We start from the raw sequence: 15,015 nt of genomic DNA on the forward strand, positions 1-15,015 counted from the left end.
TGCTCATGTAGGTTGCCCCTATTCCGGCAGACCATAGGAGCCCGATATGGCACAGCGCCTTCACCTTGTATTCGGCGGCGAACTGGTTTCGACCGGGGCGACGACCTTCAAGGACGTCAGCAAGATCCATGTCGTCGGGATCTTCCCGGATTATGCCAGCGCCTACCGCGCCTGGAAGGCCGAGGCGCAGCGCACCGTCGATGATGCGCAGACCCGCTATTTCATCGCCCACCTCCACCGGCTGCGGGATGAGGCGGCCGCGGCCAGCGCGACCGAGGAACTGGGCGCGTAAGGCACCCCATGGCAAAATCGCTTGCGCTGTGGCTGGCCCTGTTCTCGGCGCGCGGCGGTGCCCCGGCACCGGACGGCCCCGCTGGGCCCGAAGGCCCGAGTGCGCCTGACGGGTCGGGACCGCTGGTCTGGCTGAACCCCGGGCAAGGCGCACGGGTGGCAGGGCTGGTGCAGCTGGCCCAGCAGATGCGCCGCGCCCGGCGCGAATTGCGGTTCGCGCTGACGCTGGCACCGGGCGAAGACGCGCCGCAGGGCTTCCCCCCCGGCACCGCCGTTCTGCCCGCCCCGGCCGAATCCATCCCCGCGATGCGCGCGTTTCTGGACCGGCTCAAGCCCGACGTCGCGGTGCTGACGGGCTCCGCCCTGCCCCCCGTTCTGATCCATGAGACCCATGCCCGCGGCATCCCCCTGATCCTCGCCGATGCACAGATGACGCTGGAGGGCTGGAAGGCGCGGCGCTGGCGCTCGGGGCTGGCCGCGGCGCTGCTCTCGCGCTTTGCGGCCGTGCTGGCCCAGGATGGCGACAGCGCCCGGCGGCTGCGGAAGCTGGGCGGGCGGCGGCTGGCGGTGGAGGTGACCGGCCCGATCGAGGAAACCAGCGAGCCGCTGCCCTGCAACGAGACCGAGCGCGAGTCCATCGCCGGGCTGCTGCGCACAAGGCCGGTCTGGTTCGCCTCCTCCTGCGCGCCCGAGGATGAACAGGCGGTGCTGGCCGCCCATGCCCGCGCCAGCCAGCACGCGCACCGGATGCTGCTGATCGTGGCCCCCGCCGATCCCGCCCGCGGCCCGGCGCTGGCGGCCAGGCTGGCGGCAGAGGGCTGGGAGGTCGCCCTGCGCTCGCGCGAGGAGGAACCCGAAGAGCCGGTGCAGGTGCTGATCGCCGATACCGAGGGCGAGATGGGGCTGTGGTATCGGCTGGCCCCCGTCACCTTCATGGGCGGCACCCTGCATCCCGGGACCTGCGGGCGCAGCCCGTTCGAACCCGCGGCGCTTGGCTCGGCCATCCTCTACGGCCCGCAGGAAGTGCCGCAAGAGGCCGCCTATGCGCGGCTGGCGGCGGCGCAGGCGGCGCGGCAGGTCAGCGGCGAGGCGGAGCTGGCGGATGCGCTGGTGGATCTGATCGCGGCAGACCGGGCGGCGACGCTGGCGCATCATGCCTGGCAGGTCTCGTCCGTCGGAGCGGGGGCGAGCGAGCAGGTGATGCGCGCGGTCTTTGCCGCGCTGGATGCCCGCGCCAAGGACGCGAAATGATGGGCGCGCCGCGATTCTGGTTCAACGCGCCCGAGGCTCCGGGCTGGCAAGCGCGGGTGCTGGCGCCCTTGGGGGCGCTCTATGCCGGGGCCACGGCAAGACGGCTGACCAAAACCGGGCTGAGACTGGACGTGCCGGTGATCTGCGTCGGCAATATCAACGCGGGCGGCACCGGCAAGACGCCCACGGTAATCGCGCTGGCGATGCGGTTGCAGGCGCGCGGCGTGGCGGTGCATGTGGTCAGCCGCGGCCATGGCGGCAGCCTGCCCGGCCCGGTGCGGGTGGACGAACGCCGCCACAAGGCCGCCGAGGTGGGGGACGAGCCGCTGCTGCTGGCCGCCTTCGCGCCGGTCTGGGTGGCGAAGGACCGGGCGGCAGGCGCGCGCGCCGCGGTGGCCGCGGGGGCGCAGGCGGTGCTGCTGGATGACGGCTTCCAGAACCCGGCGCTGGTGCAGGATCTGGCGCTGGTGGTGGTCGATGCGGCCAAGGGATTCGGCAATGGCCGCTGCCTGCCCGCGGGGCCCTTGCGCGAACCGGTTCCGGTCGGCCTCGCCCGCGCCGATCTGCTGCTGTCGATCGGCCCCTCTGCTGCGCAGGAGGCGTTCCGTGCGGCATGGGGCAGTCAGATCCACCTGCCGCACCTGACCGGCCATCTGGCGCCGCTGCAGACCGGGATGGACTGGCAGGGCCTGCGCGCCCTGGCCTTTGCCGGGATCGGCCACCCCGAGAAGTTCTTTGCCACCCTCCGCAGCCTTGGCGCAGACCTCGTGCGCGCCGAGGCGCTGGAGGATCACCAGCCCTACACCCTCGCCCTGCTGAACCGGCTGGAGGCCGAGGCCCGGCTGCGGGGGGCGCAGCTGGTGACCACCGAGAAGGATGCCGCAAGGATGCCCACCGCCTTCCGCCGCAAGGTGCTGACCCTGCCGGTGCGGCTGGAACTGGACGACTGGGCGCCGCTGGATGCGGCGCTGGACCGGCTGGGGCTTTAGACCTTCAACCGCGCCCGCACCACTGCGTCATGCTCGCCCAGCTTCGGCGAGGCGCGGTCCAGCGCCAGTTCGGCATCCGAGAACCGCATCGGGCTGCGGACGCCGCGCACGCCTTCGGGCGCGATCTGCATGCCGCGCGCGGTGATCTGCGGATCGGCGAAGACCTCGGCCATCTCGTTGATCGGGCCGGCGGGGACGCCTGCCTCCTCACACGCGGCCAGCAGGTCCGCTTTGGTCCAGCGGGTTGTCGCGGCGGTCAGCGCCTCGGTCAGTGCCGCGCGGTTCGCGACCCGGGCTGCGTTGGTCAGGTACTCCGCCGCCTCGGCCAGCTCGGGCAGCCCAAGCAGGGCGCAAAGCCGCCGGTATTGCCCGTCATTGCCGGTGGCGATGATGATCCAGCCATCCGCGCAGCCGAACACCGCATAGGGCACCAGATTAGGATGCGCATTCCCCAGCCGCTGCGGCGAGGTGCCGGTGGCAAGGTAGTTCATTGCCTGATTGGCCATCACCGCCGTCGCCACATCGAACAGCGCCATGTCGATATGCTGGCCCTGCCCGCTCGTCTGCCGCTGCACCACCGCCGCAAGGATCGCGGTCGAGGCATAGATGCCGGTGAACACATCCACCACCGCCACGCCCACCTTCTGCGGCTGGCCGTCAGGCTCGCCCGTGACGCTCATCAGCCCCGACATGCCCTGGATGATGTAGTCATACCCGGCGCGGTGGGCATAGGGCCCGTCCTGCCCGAAGCCGGTGATCGAGCAATAGATGAGCCGCGGGTTCACCTCGCGCAGGCTGTCATAGTCCAGCCCGTATTTCCTGAGGCCCCCGACCTTGAAATTCTCGATCAGGATGTCGGCCTCGGCCACCAGCCGCCGCACCATCTCCACGTCGGCCGCATCCCGGAAATCGGCCAGCACCGATTGCTTGCCGCGATTGGTCGAATGGAAATAGGCGGCGCTGCGCTCGTCCCCCCGCTCGATGAACGGGGGGCCCCAGCGGCGGGTGTCATCGCCCTCGGGCGCCTCGACCTTGATGACCTCGGCCCCCAGATCGGCCAGCACCTGCCCGGCCCATGGGCCAGCCAGGATTCGCGCCAGTTCGACGACCTTCAGCCCTTGCAGCGGATGCATGGCTTACTGGGCAAGCTTCGCGTCAAGGATCGCCGCCAGCTCGTCATAGCCCATGTTCGAGTGCTTCTCGCCGTCGATGATCAGGGTCGGGGTTGCCTGGATGTCGTCGGCTTCGGCATTCTTCTGGTAGGTCGCCACCATCGACTGCGCCAGCGCGCCATCATTCATGCAGGCGTCCAGCTCGGCCTTGCTGAGGCCCGCCTTGGCGCCGATCTTGCGCAGGTTGTCGGCGACGGCACCGGCGTCGCCGTTGCCCAGCCAGTCGGCCTGGCCGTCATAGATCATCCCCGACACGCCATAATAGCGCATCTCGCCCGAGCATTGCGCGACCATGCCGGCCCAGAGCGCGAACTTGTCGAAATAGACCTCGCGGTGGATGAACTTCACCTTGCCGGTGTCGATGTAATTGGTCTTCAGCTGCGAGAAGACCTGCGTGTGGAAGGTGGCGCAATGCGGGCAGGTGTAGGAGGCATATTCGATCACCTCGATGGGCGCATCGGCCTGGCCCAGCACGAAATCGGGGCGGATCACCGGCTCGGCGCCCGTGTCTTGCGCCAGCGCGGCGCCCGGCAACGGGGCAGAGGTCTGGCCCGGCTTGCGGAAGGTCAGGAACGACCCGCCAGCCACAAGGGTCGCCGACAGCGCGGCAAGGGTGAAGGTGCGACGTTTCATGGTGGGTCAGCCTTTTCTGTCAGTGGCCCCGGCTTGCGGCCGGGATAGGACATTCTGCCCCAGCGCTTCAAGGGCGGCGCGCAGGGAGGGATCGGAAACGCCCATCGCCGTGTCGGCGGCGCGGGCAAGGATTTCGGGGGCGGGTTCGCGCGGCGCCTGCGGGGCCGCGGCGAAGGCCGCCTGCCCCTCGGCAAAGCCGGTGGGCGCGGTCTGGGTAATCGCGACGCGGGAAATCGCGTTGTAGCCGTAGCAGGCATTCACCCGCTCGCGGATCTTGGGCAGCTGCATCTGCAGGATCGGGGCGGCGGCGCCGGTGGTCAGCAGCGTCAGCGTCGCGCCAAGCCCGCCGCGGCCATAGCCGATCTTCACCGGGCGGGCGATGGCGGCAACGTCATCCCCCACCACCTCGGCCCAATGGGTCAGCAGCCGGGCGACGGCAAAGCCCCGCGCCTCACCGGCCACGCGGATCTTGTCGCGCAGCAGGCCTGAGGCGGATTCGAAGCCGCGCATCCGCCTTTGGCGGCGCGGCTGTTCGGGCCGTTCCCGGCCTTGTCCCTCCGCCTCTGGCTGATCTGTCGGCATCGCTGGCAATCCCCCGCTTGCACCCTATTCTAGGCAGGCGAGCGCCCGATGCCAGCCAATTGCATCCGGGCCGGCGAAAGGGGCCATAAAGAATGCGTGACGGGATGCGTGACGGGGCGGCCGAGCTTGGGGCAGCGGCAGCGGCAGCGCTGCTGCTGGCGTGGTATGACCGCCATGCCCGGGTGATGCCCTGGCGCACCTCGCCTGCGGACCGCGCAGCCGGGGAGCGGCCCGACCCCTACCGCGTCTGGCTGTCCGAGGTGATGCTGCAACAAACGACCGTCGCCGCCGTGCGCGCCTATTTCCGCCGCTTTACCGAGCGCTGGCCGACCGTGGCCGACCTTGCCGCGGCGGCGGATGCCGATGTGATGGCCGAATGGGCCGGCCTTGGCTACTACGCCCGCGCCCGCAACCTGCTGAAATGCGCGCGGGCGGTGGTGGCGGATCACAGCGGGGAGTTCCCGGACACCGAGGTGGGGCTGCGCACCCTGCCCGGCATCGGCCCCTATACCGCCGCAGCCGTCGCCGCGATTGCCTTCGACGAGCCCGCCGTGGTGGTCGATGGCAATGTGGAGCGGGTGGTGTCGCGGCTTCATGCCGTCGAAACGCCGCTGCCCGCATCCAAACCCGCGCTGGTCGCTCTGGCCGCGGGCCTGACCCCGCAGCAGCGTCCCGGCGACTTCGCCCAGGCCATGATGGACCTCGGCGCCACCATCTGTACCCCGCGCAAGCCCGCCTGCGGCATCTGCCCGCTCTGGTCCCTTTGCGCCGCCCGCGCCGCCGGGATCGCCGCCGACCTGCCGCGCAAGAGCCCGAAGCCCGCCAAGCCCACCCGCCGCGGCATCGCCTATGTGGCGGTGCGCGCCGATGGTGCCGTGCTGCTGGAAACGCGCCCCGCAAAGGGCTTGCTCGGCGGAATGCTGGGCTTTGTCGGCAGCGACTGGTCCGAGGACCCCGTGCCCGCCCCGCCGCTGGACGCGGGCTGGAGCCCCGCCCCCTTTGCCGTGCGCCACACCTTCACCCATTTTCATCTGGAGTTGACGGTGCATCTGGCCACGCCCCCGCAAACAGCCGCCCCGACCCGCGGCAGCTTCACCCCTCGGGACGCCTTCCGCCCCGGCGACCTGCCGACGCTGATGCTGAAGGTCTGGCAGGCGGCAGAACCGCACCTGCCCTGACCTCTTTGCCGCAGCGCGTGGCATTTGCGGACCGCCCTGCCCCGCGCTATCCTCACATCAGCCACAGCCAGCCCCCGCCAGCCACAGGCAAACCCGGCCGCAGGAGGTTGCCATGACCGACGCATCCCCACCCAAGCCCGACGCCGCCACGATGCGATCCCTGCGCCACGCGCTGCCGTTCTGGCTGTCGCTGGGAATGATCCCGCTGGCGGTGCTCGGCGCCACGGTCGGCGGCTGGACCACGGCCCTGCTGCCGGTCTATGGCTGGATGCTGGTCACGGTGCTGGACGCGATCCTCGGCCTGAACGAGGAGAACCCCGACACCGCGACGCCCGAGGCCGACCTGCTGTGGTACCGGGTCATCACCATGATCTGGTTCCCCATCCAGTTCGTCACCATCTTCGGCCTGATCTGGTGGGTGACGCACACGGATCACCTCGGCACGCTGGAAACGCTGGTGCTGTTCTTCGGCGTCGGTGTCATCTCGGGCACCGTCGGCATCGTCTACAGCCACGAACTGCTGCACCAGAAGAACCGGGTCGAACGTTGGCTGGGCGATCTGCTGCTGGCCTCGGTGCTCTACAGCCATTTCCGCACCGAACATCTGCTGGTCCATCACCGCCATGTCGGCACCCCCCGCGATGCGGTGACGGCGCGGTATAATGAGGGCTTCCACCGCTTCTTCCTCCGGGTGCTGCGCGAGTGCCCCGCCTCGGCCTGGCGGGCCGAGGTGCAGATGCTGGCCCGCGCCGGCAAGGGCCCATTGGATCGGCGCAACCCGTTCTGGCGCTACGCCGCGCTGCAACTGGCGATGCTGGCGCTGGCGTTGATCCTTGGCGGCTGGACCGGGCTTGGCCTGTTCCTGTTCCAGGCCTTCATCGCCGTCTGGCAGCTGGAGCTGACCAATTACGTCGAGCATTACGGCTTGACCCGCAAGCATCTGGGGAACGGCAAGTACGAACATGTCCTGCCCCGGCACAGTTGGAATGCCGCGCAGACCGCGTCGAACTGGCTGCTGATCAACCTGCAGCGCCATTCCGACCATCACTACAAGCCCGACCGCCGCTTTCCCCTGCTGCAGACCTATTCCGAGGACGAGGCGCCGCAGCTGCCCTTCGGCTACCCGGCGATGACGACGATGGCGATGATCCCGCCGCTGTGGCGGCGCCGGATGAACCCGCGGGTGCGGGCCTGGCGCAAGAAGTATTACCCCGAGATCACCGACTGGAAGCCCTACAACCGCGGCGACACCCCGGTGCCGCGCGGCGCCTGAACGGCGGCGGCGATCTGGTCCAGCACCAGCGCGCCATATTCCGCATTGGCGTGGATGAAGTCATCCTCTGGGTGCAGATACTGGCGGTCGCCTGCCGTCAGCCGCACCGACCCATTCCCATAGCGCGGCCGCGTGAACAGCGCGCCGGCCCGGGTCTTGCTTGGCTGCGGCAGCAAGGTGATGCCAGGCAGCGCAGCGCGGACGCCCGCCTCGAACATCTCGGTCAGCGGCGGGCCATCTCTCAGCCGCTCGGCGCGCAGTACCTCGCCAAACCGGTCCGGCGCGCGGCGACAGTCGAACGAGGGCCGCGGCTGCTCGGCGATCAGCACCGGCACCCCGCTCTGCACACTCGCCCGGATGCGCAGCGCCAGCGCCCCGCCCAGGCACGCAGCCACGCCCTCCTGCACCGCCATCCCGAACATCGCCCGCGAAACCGGCGCCGCGTAGCCCCCGACCTTGCCCCGCGCCACCGAGGGCAGGCCCAGGAACCGCGCCCGCCGGTAGGGCGCCAGCGCGCGGTAGATGCCAAGCTTGCAGCCCACCACCACGAAGGCGTCATAGTCGGCCAGCGCAAAGGCATCGCGGCCGTTCAGATGCAGGATATTCTGCCGCGCCGCCTCATCTTGCGGGGCAAGCACCCCGGCCTCCGCCGTCACCGAGGCCAGCGCCTCGCCCTGCCCGCCGAGAAAATCCAGCGCCGACCAGCACCCCGGCGCGGCTTCATGCGCGGCCTTCACCGCGGCGATATGCGAGTTGCCAAGCACCAGAACCCGCGGTCCCGGCCCGGTCATCGGGCGAAGGCCCCCAGCAGCAGATCCTCGCAGACCACCCCATCCTCTGGGTCCTCGCCAGGATCTGCCGACGTGGGCGACGGGGCCGCGACATCGGCAAGCCCCTGCGCAGCCAGAAAGGTGCCCATCACCATCTGCACCGCCTCTGCCGTCACGCTGCGCTGGTTCGGCTCGAAGAACCGCCCCCGTGCGGCAGGGTTGGTCACGATCTCATAGGACGGGAAATAGTCCACGCCACGATGCGCATCCGCAAACTCCCCCGCCGCCACCCGCAGCAGCGCCTTGCTGTGCATCGTCGCAGCCAGCACATGCCCGCCACCGGCCGTGGCCGTCAGCGGCACCGGCGACACGGTCAGGATCATCCGCATCCGCTTGCGAAAACTGCGCAGCAGGCCGAAGGCCAGCTCCAGATCGGCGCGCAGCTCGGGCAGGGTGAAGGTGTGGAAGACGTGTCGCGTGGGGTCGAACTGCCCCGCAATCACCCCCGGGCAGGTCTGGAACACCCTGCCGGTGGGTTCGTCGATCCAGGCCTCCGTCAGCCCCAGGGTAAAGACGAACACCTCCGCCTCGGCCAGCATCCTGCCCAGCGCCGCCAGATGCGCGCGGCGCAGGAACAGCACCTCCTCGGGGCTGTCCATGCCCAGCGGCTCCACCCCCGGGCGCAGAGCATCGTAAAAGCGCCCGTCCTTCTCCCAGACGAAGGCCTCGGACACGTCGCCGCTCTGCACATCCCGCAGCAGCTGCACCAGCTGCCGCACGGTGTGGATATTGCCGTAGCGGCCCGAGAACAGGCCATACCCGAACGCCCGCGCCGTGGCCTCGGGCAGCGTCAGCGGCGCCGGTTCGGCATCCAGCACCGCCACCCCTGCGCCCCGCAGCGCCCGGCCGATATGCTGGGCAAAGCAGCTGCCCGCGGTGGCGATCCGGGTCTGCAGGCCGATCCTGACCTTCGGCACATACAGCGAGGTCAGCGCGCCCGCGTCCACCTCGGCGACGCCGCTGCGCCAGAAGGCTTCGGGGGGCAGATCTGAATAGGGATGCGACATCGGCTCCGTCTCTTGCTGGGGCGAGACTAGCGCGCGGGGGCGCCGGGTGCCAAGGGTTTGCGGACCTGGAAAAAAGCCCCGCCGGCAAAAGCACGGCGGGGCAGGCATGTGCCGCAGCTTTCGCCACGGACACCGGCGGTTCGTCGGCGCCGCGGCCGGGGGCTGCGGGCGCCAAATCGCAAATGTCAGGAAATCCTCAGTTCGGCCGGCCCAGATCGGCGTCCATCTCTGCCCGGATCTGTTGGCGCAACAGGTCGATGGGGATCAGCTTGCCGTCGCGCTTGAAGTGCCAGTAGGTCCAGCCGTTGCAGGACGGCGCCCCTTCCAGATGCGCGCCGACCTGATGGATCGAGCCCTTCACGTCATTGCCGACCAGCGTGCCATCGGCCCGCACCTTGGCGATGCCGCCGCGGGGCGAGAACAGCTCTTCCCCCGGCCGCAGCATCCCGCGCTCCACCACCTGCCCGAACGGCACCCGGGGTTCGGCGCGCTTCGATCCCGTGGTCTCCAGCGCCGACTTGTCGAACTTGCGCACCCGGTCGATTCGGTCCTGCGCGACGGCGCGGTAGGTTTCCTCGCGCTCGATGCCGATGAAATCGCGGCCCAGCATCTTGGCGACCGCGCCGGTCGTGCCTGTGCCGAAGAACGGGTCCAGCACCACGTCGCCGGGATTGGTCGTCGCCACCAGCACCCGGTGCAGCAGCGCCTCGGGCTTTTGCGTCGGATGCGCCTTGTCGCCGGCAGCGTCCTTCAGCCGCTCATGGCCCGTGCACAGCGGGATCACCCAGTCCGACCGCATCTGCACGCCCTCGTTCAGGGCCTTCATCGCCTCGTAGTTGAAGGTGTATTTCCCCGCCTCGGATTTCGAGGCCCAGATCAGCGTCTCATGCGCGTTGGTCAGCCGCTTGCCGCGGAAGTTCGGCATCGGGTTCGACTTGCGCCAGACAACATCGTTCAGGATCCAGAACCCGGCATTCTGCATGGCCGAGCCGACGCGGAAGATGTTGTGATAGCTGCCGATCACCCAGATCGCCCCGTTCGGCTTCAGCAGCCGCTGCGCCGCCGACAGCCAGTCGCGGGTGAAGCGGTCATAGGCCTCGAAACTGGCGAACTGGTCCCAGGCATCGTCGACCGCATCCACCTTGGAATTGTCGGGCCGGTGCAGATCGCCCCGCAGCTGCAGGTTATAGGGCGGATCGGCGAAGATCAGGTCCACGCTCGCCTCGGGCAGGCTGCGCATCACCTCGATGCAATCGCCCGCAAGGATCTGGTTCAGGGGAAGCGCATCCTGCGCCGCCCCCTGCGTCATGGTCTTTGTCATCTCTGCCTCGTTCCACGGCTTATGGTGCCGATTTGTTGGACACAGGATGAGTCAGGAGTGATTCGCCGTCAAATCCTTTTTGAATCAAGCACTTACAGAAACTTCTTGATACAAGATGTTGTGGACGGGCTTGAACGAACGCCTATGGTGAGGGGTCACACCAAGATTTAGGAGCGCCTCCAGATGCTGCTTCGTCGGATAGCCGCAGTTCCGCTCCCAGCCATAGCCCGGATGCTGTTGCGCCAATCCCACCATGATCCGGTCACGCGCCACCTTGGCCAGGATCGAGGCGGCAGCGATCGACAGGCACAGCGCATCGCCGCCGATCACCGCCTCGGCCGGCCAGCCGAAATCCCGCGGGATCATGTTGCCGTCGATCAGCGCATGGCAGGGCGGGGTCGGCAGCGCCGCCGCAGCCCGGCACATTGCCAGATGCGAGGCGCGCAGGATGTTCAGCTCGTCGATCTCTGCCACGCTGGCATGGGCGATGGCGCATTCGGCATTGGCCAGGATCTCGTCATGCAGCCGCTCGCGCGCCGCGGCGGTCAACTTCTTGGAATCGTTGAGCCCTGCAGGGATGCGCCCCGGAAACAGCCGCACCGCCGCCGCCGTCACGGGGCCACACAGCGGGCCGCGGCCGGCCTCGTCCAGCCCGACGATGCAGAGCGAGCCGCCCGCACGGGCAGCGTCTTCGCGGCTGAAATCGGGGGCGATGAGGGCAAGCACGGACATGTCCCCTGCAAACCGCAAACCGCGCCGCGCTTCAACGCAAAACATGCGGGCACATAAAAACGGGGGCGGATCTCTCCGCCCCCGTCCACATCCGGCTCAGCGCCAAGGGGATTGTCGCTGGCCGGCTGCCCGGGGCCGTTGCCCGGCCCTCTTGCCTCATGCCCGGGCCGCTTGCGCAGCCCTCTTGCACTGGGCAGGTGTCAGCCCCGCACGACGCGGAAACCACGGTCGCGCAGGCAGTTCATGCCGAACACCTCCTGCCGGCCGCGATTGGTGCGGATCTCGAATTCGCAGGCACCCGGCAGGCTCGCGCCCTGCACGCGGCGGAAGCACTGTTCCGACACGACATCGGTGGTGCGGCCATTGACCCGCGCCTCGACCACGCAGCGCTCGGGGATCAGCTTGCGACGATCGACGCGCTGGTTGCCGCGATTGTCATGGCGCCAGTCGTCACGGTTGTCGTGGCGCCAGTCGTCACGGCCGTTGTTGCGGCCACCGTTATGGCGCCCGTCATTGCGGTCGTCGTAATAGTAATTGCTCTTCTTCTTGTCCTTGTCCTTGTCGTTCTTCTTGTCGACCTGGTGCGCAATCACACCGATGGCGGCCAGACCCAGCACCAGCGCCATGGCATCGCGGTTGCGGTTGTCTTGCGCGGCGGCGGGCGTGGCAGTGAACGAGGTCAGCGCGATGGCAAGGGCGGTTGCGGCGGTGACAATCCGTTTCATGGGGGCAGTCCTTCCATGGGGCAGCTTCTGAAAGCGGGTAGTCCTTGGCGTCATGCCGGCGGGCCACCCGATGCGATGGATCCAGAAGCGCCCAAACCCCACCGTCGGGCAATATCGGCCCCCGGTTATCCGATAACACCCCATCCCAGGCCTCCGAAGCCCGCGTTGTGATTGAATATCATTGCGCAGACCGGCAGAGTTCAGCCCATGATCACCCGCATCGCCCTCACTCTCACCCTCTTGCTCGCCACGGCCTCCCCGGCGGCCGCCGAGTGCTTTGCCGATTACAAGGCCAAGCAGGAGGGCGGCTCGCTGAAGCTGCACTACGGCATTGCCGAACTTCCGGACCGCGCCTGCGGCTCCAAGCGCGATGCCGCCGATGCGCTGGGGCCCCGCCTTGCCGCCGGGGGGTGGACCCTTCTAAACGTCGTGTCGATCTTCGGACCTGACGGGCTGGCGCAAAGGAAAGACAGTGCCGGACAATTCTTCCTCCGCTACTGACACCCTGCGCCGGGGCAGTCGGGTGCTGGGCTTCGGCCTGGCCGCGATTGTCGTGCTGCTTCTGGTGGCGGCAGTGCTGCTGTTCCTCTCGCTGCCCGATGCCAATGCCTTCAATGCGCGGGTCGAGCGGATCTTCATCGAGAATGACGCGCTGATCGGCCCCGAGGTGATCCGCCTGCTGGAGATCCTCGCTCAGTCCGGCACCGCGTTTTCCGACGTGCTCACCTCCTACCGGATCATCATCTTCGTGCTGCTGGTCTTCGCCGCCGCCCTGCTGATCGCGGCGCTGGTGTTCCTGGTCGTCATCCTCGGGCTCAACCGCCGCATGTCGGAAATCCAGCGGCAGGGGATCGAGGTCTCCTCCTTCCTCATCAGCCGCGCCGAGAATGCCGTGGTGCTGAACGACATGACCTTCAAGCTGACCGAGGCCGCCATCGAAACCCTCGCCGTGCTGGCCGAGGCGCGGATGGATGACGAGGTGATGACCGGCGCGCAGATCGAGGCCGTCATCTCTGGCCGCGACGCCGCCGATTGCGACGAGGCGGCGGGCGCCACCCGCATCAAGCGGCTGCGCGACGCGCTCGGCAATCAGCTGGTGTCGGAGCTGCTGGTCAAGAACATCGCCCGCAAGGGCTATGTGCTGTCGGTCGGCAAGGACACGATCCGCATGATCTGACGCGGCGGCGCGGGCACAGCGCGGAAATATCCGCTTGCGCCCGCCGCGCTTATGCAACCAATCGCCGCGCAGCCGGTTGGCGATGCGCAGCCCTTTCGCTGCCAGGGAGTGACCGATGTCGCAGGCGCCAGGGCCGTACGATCAGAATGTGCCGCTCGGGCCCGTCACGCCCCCGCCGAACTGGGCGCCCGGCTGGGCGGTCATCGGCATCTTCATCATCCTGCTGTTCGCCGCGCTGATGCTGGCGCGGGTATTCCTGATGCCGCTGACGATGGCGGTGCTGCTGTATTTCGTCTTCGCCCCGCTGCGCCGGCGCCTCGGCCGGATGGGCGTGCCCCCGGCGCTGACGGCGGGCGGGGTGACGCTGGGGCTGATCGGGGTGATCTTCGCCATCGGCCTTGTGCTGTCCGGCCCTGCCAGCGACGTCGTGCGCGGCGCCCCGCAGATCGCCGACCGTCTGGAAGAGAAGTTCGGCGGCGTCCGCGACCGGCTGGTCGACATGCGCGGCTTTCTCGACCGGCTGGGCGACAGGGCCAGCGATGACGGCGAAGAGGGCGACGGGTTTCGCCAACGTTCGGTCGCAAGCTCGCTCGGCCTCGAGGAACTGCCCGCCGAGGACGACGCCCCGCCCGAGGAAGAAGAAGACCTCGTGCCGGTCGACGGCACCAACCTGATCATGTCCATCGCCAGCTCCACCCCGGCACTGCTGGGGCAGATCGGCTTCGTGCTGCTGCTGCTGTTCTTCATGCTGGCCTCGGGCGACCTGCTGTACCTCAAGATCGTGCAAAGCTTCGCCACCATGTCGCAAAAACGGCGGGCCTATGCGGCCCTGCGGCAGATCGAGGAGAGCCTTGGCAGCTATCTTGGCACCATCACCATCATCAATGCCGGCCTCGGGCTCGCCATCGGCCTTGCGATGTGGTGGTGGGGGATGCCCGCCCCGGCGATGTTCGGCGTCGGCGCGTTCCTTCTGAACTTCATCCCCTATATCGGCCTGATCCTCGGCATGGTCATGGCCACCGCCATTGCCCTCGTCACCATGGACGGGTTCCTGACCCCGCTTCTGGTCGGCGCCACCTATGCCGGCCTGTCGTCCATCGAGGGCCAGCTTGTCACGCCCTACAGCGTCTCGCGCCGGCTGGAGATGAACACGGTGGTGGTGTTCATCACCGTCGCGCTCTGGGCCTGGCTCTGGTCCGTCGCGGGGATGATCGTCGCCGTGCCGATGCTGGTGGTGTTCCGCGTGCTGTGCGACCACATCCCGGGGCTGGAGCGGCTCGGCAACTTCCTCGGCGGCGACAACCCGCCCCCCCTCGGCCCCGAGGGCGACGAGATCCGGGGCGAGGACGGCATCCCGAACACCGGCGACGAGGCGGAGCCGGGCCGGGGGCGGGATGTGCATTTGATGTGAGGGAGGCCTCGGCTGGAACAGAGGGCAGCGCCCGTCCGCCGGGTGGGCGAGCAACAGCAGTTCTAGGCGCTTTATGGTGCGGCCTACCTCCACCGACGTTCTAGGCGCAACGGTTGGGTAGCGCCCGCCCCGTGGGCGGGCCGGGAGGCGGGCGCTGCCCGGCGGCGCCAAGGCGCCTTGTTCCGGGCAAGAATGCTGATTAGGCATAAGCGTGCACACCCCCTCGTCGAGGATGAGTCTTCCGTATAATAAATCATTTTATTACAACGTCTTGGCGCAGGTCTCGCGGAAGGCGCCCCATAAGTGTGCACACCGATTGACCTGCCACTGGTCTTTCATCCAGCCGCGACCGGAGCCCGTTGGTCATTTACGCCTTTCGGCGCGGGTTGAGCAATCGCCCGGCGCGCGGAACTTTCATTGCGTGCAGCGGGTCGGGCGATTGC

The 15,015-nt window shown here is 68.6% G+C and carries 16 protein-coding genes; 8 read left to right on the forward strand and 8 right to left on the reverse strand.

The features are described 5' to 3' along the window. The first annotated feature begins 46 nt into the window (after nt 1-46). From GVY41_RS15815 to lpxK, 3 genes are read left to right on the forward strand one after another with little or no spacing between them, the layout of a single operon-like run. A complete protein-coding gene (locus tag GVY41_RS15815) occupies nt 47-292 on the forward strand; it encodes a DUF4170 domain-containing protein (protein WP_066817557.1) in 246 nt (81 codons plus the stop codon). An 8-nt stretch (nt 293-300) separates the two neighbouring features. Continuing rightward, nucleotides 301-1,542 carry a 3-deoxy-D-manno-octulosonic acid transferase gene (locus tag GVY41_RS15820; RefSeq protein WP_161347801.1) on the forward strand — a complete coding sequence of 414 codons (1,242 nt, stop codon included), beginning with the start codon at nt 301-303 and terminating at the stop codon, nt 1,540-1,542. Beyond that, nucleotides 1,542-2,531, forward strand: a complete 990-nt coding sequence (gene lpxK / locus GVY41_RS15825) for a tetraacyldisaccharide 4'-kinase (RefSeq protein ID WP_161347800.1) — start codon at nt 1,542-1,544, stop codon at nt 2,529-2,531. The genes GVY41_RS15820 and lpxK overlap by 1 nt, the downstream gene beginning before the upstream one ends. Here the strand turns inward: lpxK and GVY41_RS15830 are convergent. The 3 genes from GVY41_RS15830 to GVY41_RS15840 are packed head-to-tail and all read right to left on the reverse strand — an operon-like array spanning nt 2,528 to nt 4,846. Then, a complete protein-coding gene (locus GVY41_RS15830) occupies nt 2,528-3,664 on the reverse strand; it encodes a CaiB/BaiF CoA transferase family protein (RefSeq protein WP_161347799.1) in 1,137 nt (378 codons plus the stop codon). The genes lpxK and GVY41_RS15830 overlap by 4 nt on opposite strands. 3 nt (nt 3,665-3,667) lie before the next feature. Continuing rightward, on the reverse strand, nt 3,668-4,336 hold the full coding sequence (locus GVY41_RS15835; RefSeq protein WP_161347798.1) for a DsbA family protein: 669 nt from the start codon (nt 4,334-4,336) through the stop codon (nt 3,668-3,670). Between the two features lie 6 nt (nt 4,337-4,342). Beyond that, nucleotides 4,343-4,846, reverse strand: coding sequence for a DUF721 domain-containing protein (locus tag GVY41_RS15840; protein ID WP_161347941.1), 504 nt, complete (start codon nt 4,844-4,846; stop codon nt 4,343-4,345). A gap of 176 nt (nt 4,847-5,022) precedes the next feature. On the opposite strand from GVY41_RS15840, the gene mutY reads away from it, so the two are divergent. Both mutY and GVY41_RS15850 read left to right on the forward strand, forming a co-directional pair. Beyond that, entirely contained in the window at nt 5,023-6,096 is a 1,074-nt protein-coding gene (gene mutY / locus GVY41_RS15845; RefSeq protein ID WP_373283314.1) for an A/G-specific adenine glycosylase, read from the forward strand. A 112-nt stretch (nt 6,097-6,208) separates the two neighbouring features. Further along, nucleotides 6,209-7,369 (forward strand): alkane 1-monooxygenase, encoded by a 1,161-nt coding sequence (locus GVY41_RS15850; protein ID WP_229726084.1) that lies wholly within the window; start codon nt 6,209-6,211, stop codon nt 7,367-7,369. Here GVY41_RS15850 and GVY41_RS15855 read toward each other — a convergent pair. The 5 genes from GVY41_RS15855 to GVY41_RS15875 all read right to left on the reverse strand — a co-directional run bounded on the left by GVY41_RS15855 (nt 7,330) and on the right by GVY41_RS15875 (nt 11,984). Continuing rightward, complete coding sequence (locus GVY41_RS15855) at nt 7,330-8,160, reverse strand: hypothetical protein (RefSeq protein WP_161347796.1); 831 nt, start codon at nt 8,158-8,160, stop codon at nt 7,330-7,332. The genes GVY41_RS15850 and GVY41_RS15855 overlap by 40 nt on opposite strands. Beyond that, nucleotides 8,157-9,206: a GSCFA domain-containing protein gene (locus GVY41_RS15860; protein ID WP_161347795.1), complete on the reverse strand. Its 1,050-nt coding sequence runs from the start codon at nt 9,204-9,206 to the stop codon at nt 8,157-8,159. Before GVY41_RS15860 ends, GVY41_RS15855 begins: the two co-directional genes overlap by 4 nt. A gap of 196 nt (nt 9,207-9,402) precedes the next feature. Beyond that, on the reverse strand, nt 9,403-10,527 hold the full coding sequence (locus GVY41_RS15865) for a site-specific DNA-methyltransferase (RefSeq protein ID WP_161347794.1): 1,125 nt from the start codon (nt 10,525-10,527) through the stop codon (nt 9,403-9,405). 84 nt (nt 10,528-10,611) lie between these two features. Continuing rightward, nucleotides 10,612-11,259: a ribonuclease HII gene (locus tag GVY41_RS15870; RefSeq protein WP_161347793.1), complete on the reverse strand. Its 648-nt coding sequence runs from the start codon at nt 11,257-11,259 to the stop codon at nt 10,612-10,614. Nucleotides 11,260-11,459: 200 nt separating this feature from the next. Continuing rightward, nucleotides 11,460-11,984, reverse strand: coding sequence for a hypothetical protein (locus tag GVY41_RS15875; protein WP_161347792.1), 525 nt, complete (start codon nt 11,982-11,984; stop codon nt 11,460-11,462). A 207-nt stretch (nt 11,985-12,191) separates the two neighbouring features. Between GVY41_RS15875 and GVY41_RS15880 the strand changes: the two genes are divergently transcribed. The 3 genes from GVY41_RS15880 to GVY41_RS15890 all read left to right on the forward strand — a co-directional run bounded on the left by GVY41_RS15880 (nt 12,192) and on the right by GVY41_RS15890 (nt 14,572). Continuing rightward, entirely contained in the window at nt 12,192-12,485 is a 294-nt protein-coding gene (locus GVY41_RS15880; RefSeq protein WP_161347791.1) for a hypothetical protein, read from the forward strand. Beyond that, nucleotides 12,457-13,161 carry a winged helix-turn-helix domain-containing protein gene (locus GVY41_RS15885; RefSeq protein WP_161347790.1) on the forward strand — a complete coding sequence of 235 codons (705 nt, stop codon included), beginning with the start codon at nt 12,457-12,459 and terminating at the stop codon, nt 13,159-13,161. The genes GVY41_RS15880 and GVY41_RS15885 overlap by 29 nt, the downstream gene beginning before the upstream one ends. A 115-nt stretch (nt 13,162-13,276) precedes the next feature. Continuing rightward, complete coding sequence (locus GVY41_RS15890; protein WP_161347789.1) at nt 13,277-14,572, forward strand: AI-2E family transporter; 1,296 nt, start codon at nt 13,277-13,279, stop codon at nt 14,570-14,572. Nucleotides 14,573-15,015: the final 443 nt, after the last annotated feature.

The organism is Frigidibacter albus, from assembly GCF_009908165.1.
Classification (GTDB): Bacteria; Pseudomonadota; Alphaproteobacteria; order Rhodobacterales; family Rhodobacteraceae; genus Frigidibacter; species Frigidibacter albus.

Coding starts and splice junctions, on each gene's coding strand:
- GVY41_RS15835 (WP_161347798.1), bottom strand. CDS start 4,336: ATGAAACGTCGCACCTTCACCCTTGCCGCGCTGTCGGCGACCCTTGTG.
- GVY41_RS15870 (WP_161347793.1), bottom strand. CDS start 11,259: ATGTCCGTGCTTGCCCTCATCGCCCCCGATTTCAGCCGCGAAGACGCT.
- lpxK (WP_161347800.1), top strand. CDS start 1,542: ATGGGCGCGCCGCGATTCTGGTTCAACGCGCCCGAGGCTCCGGGCTGG.
- mutY (WP_373283314.1), top strand. CDS start 5,023: ATGCGTGACGGGGCGGCCGAGCTTGGGGCAGCGGCAGCGGCAGCGCTG.
- GVY41_RS15855 (WP_161347796.1), bottom strand. CDS start 8,160: ATGACCGGGCCGGGACCGCGGGTTCTGGTGCTTGGCAACTCGCATATC.
- GVY41_RS15820 (WP_161347801.1), top strand. CDS start 301: ATGGCAAAATCGCTTGCGCTGTGGCTGGCCCTGTTCTCGGCGCGCGGC.
- GVY41_RS15860 (WP_161347795.1), bottom strand. CDS start 9,206: ATGTCGCATCCCTATTCAGATCTGCCCCCCGAAGCCTTCTGGCGCAGC.
- GVY41_RS15875 (WP_161347792.1), bottom strand. CDS start 11,984: ATGAAACGGATTGTCACCGCCGCAACCGCCCTTGCCATCGCGCTGACC.
- GVY41_RS15840 (WP_161347941.1), bottom strand. CDS start 4,846: ATGCGCGGCTTCGAATCCGCCTCAGGCCTGCTGCGCGACAAGATCCGC.
- GVY41_RS15850 (WP_229726084.1), top strand. CDS start 6,209: ATGACCGACGCATCCCCACCCAAGCCCGACGCCGCCACGATGCGATCC.
- GVY41_RS15815 (WP_066817557.1), top strand. CDS start 47: ATGGCACAGCGCCTTCACCTTGTATTCGGCGGCGAACTGGTTTCGACC.
- GVY41_RS15865 (WP_161347794.1), bottom strand. CDS start 10,527: ATGACAAAGACCATGACGCAGGGGGCGGCGCAGGATGCGCTTCCCCTG.
- GVY41_RS15890 (WP_161347789.1), top strand. CDS start 13,277: ATGTCGCAGGCGCCAGGGCCGTACGATCAGAATGTGCCGCTCGGGCCC.
- GVY41_RS15880 (WP_161347791.1), top strand. CDS start 12,192: ATGATCACCCGCATCGCCCTCACTCTCACCCTCTTGCTCGCCACGGCC.
- GVY41_RS15830 (WP_161347799.1), bottom strand. CDS start 3,664: ATGCATCCGCTGCAAGGGCTGAAGGTCGTCGAACTGGCGCGAATCCTG.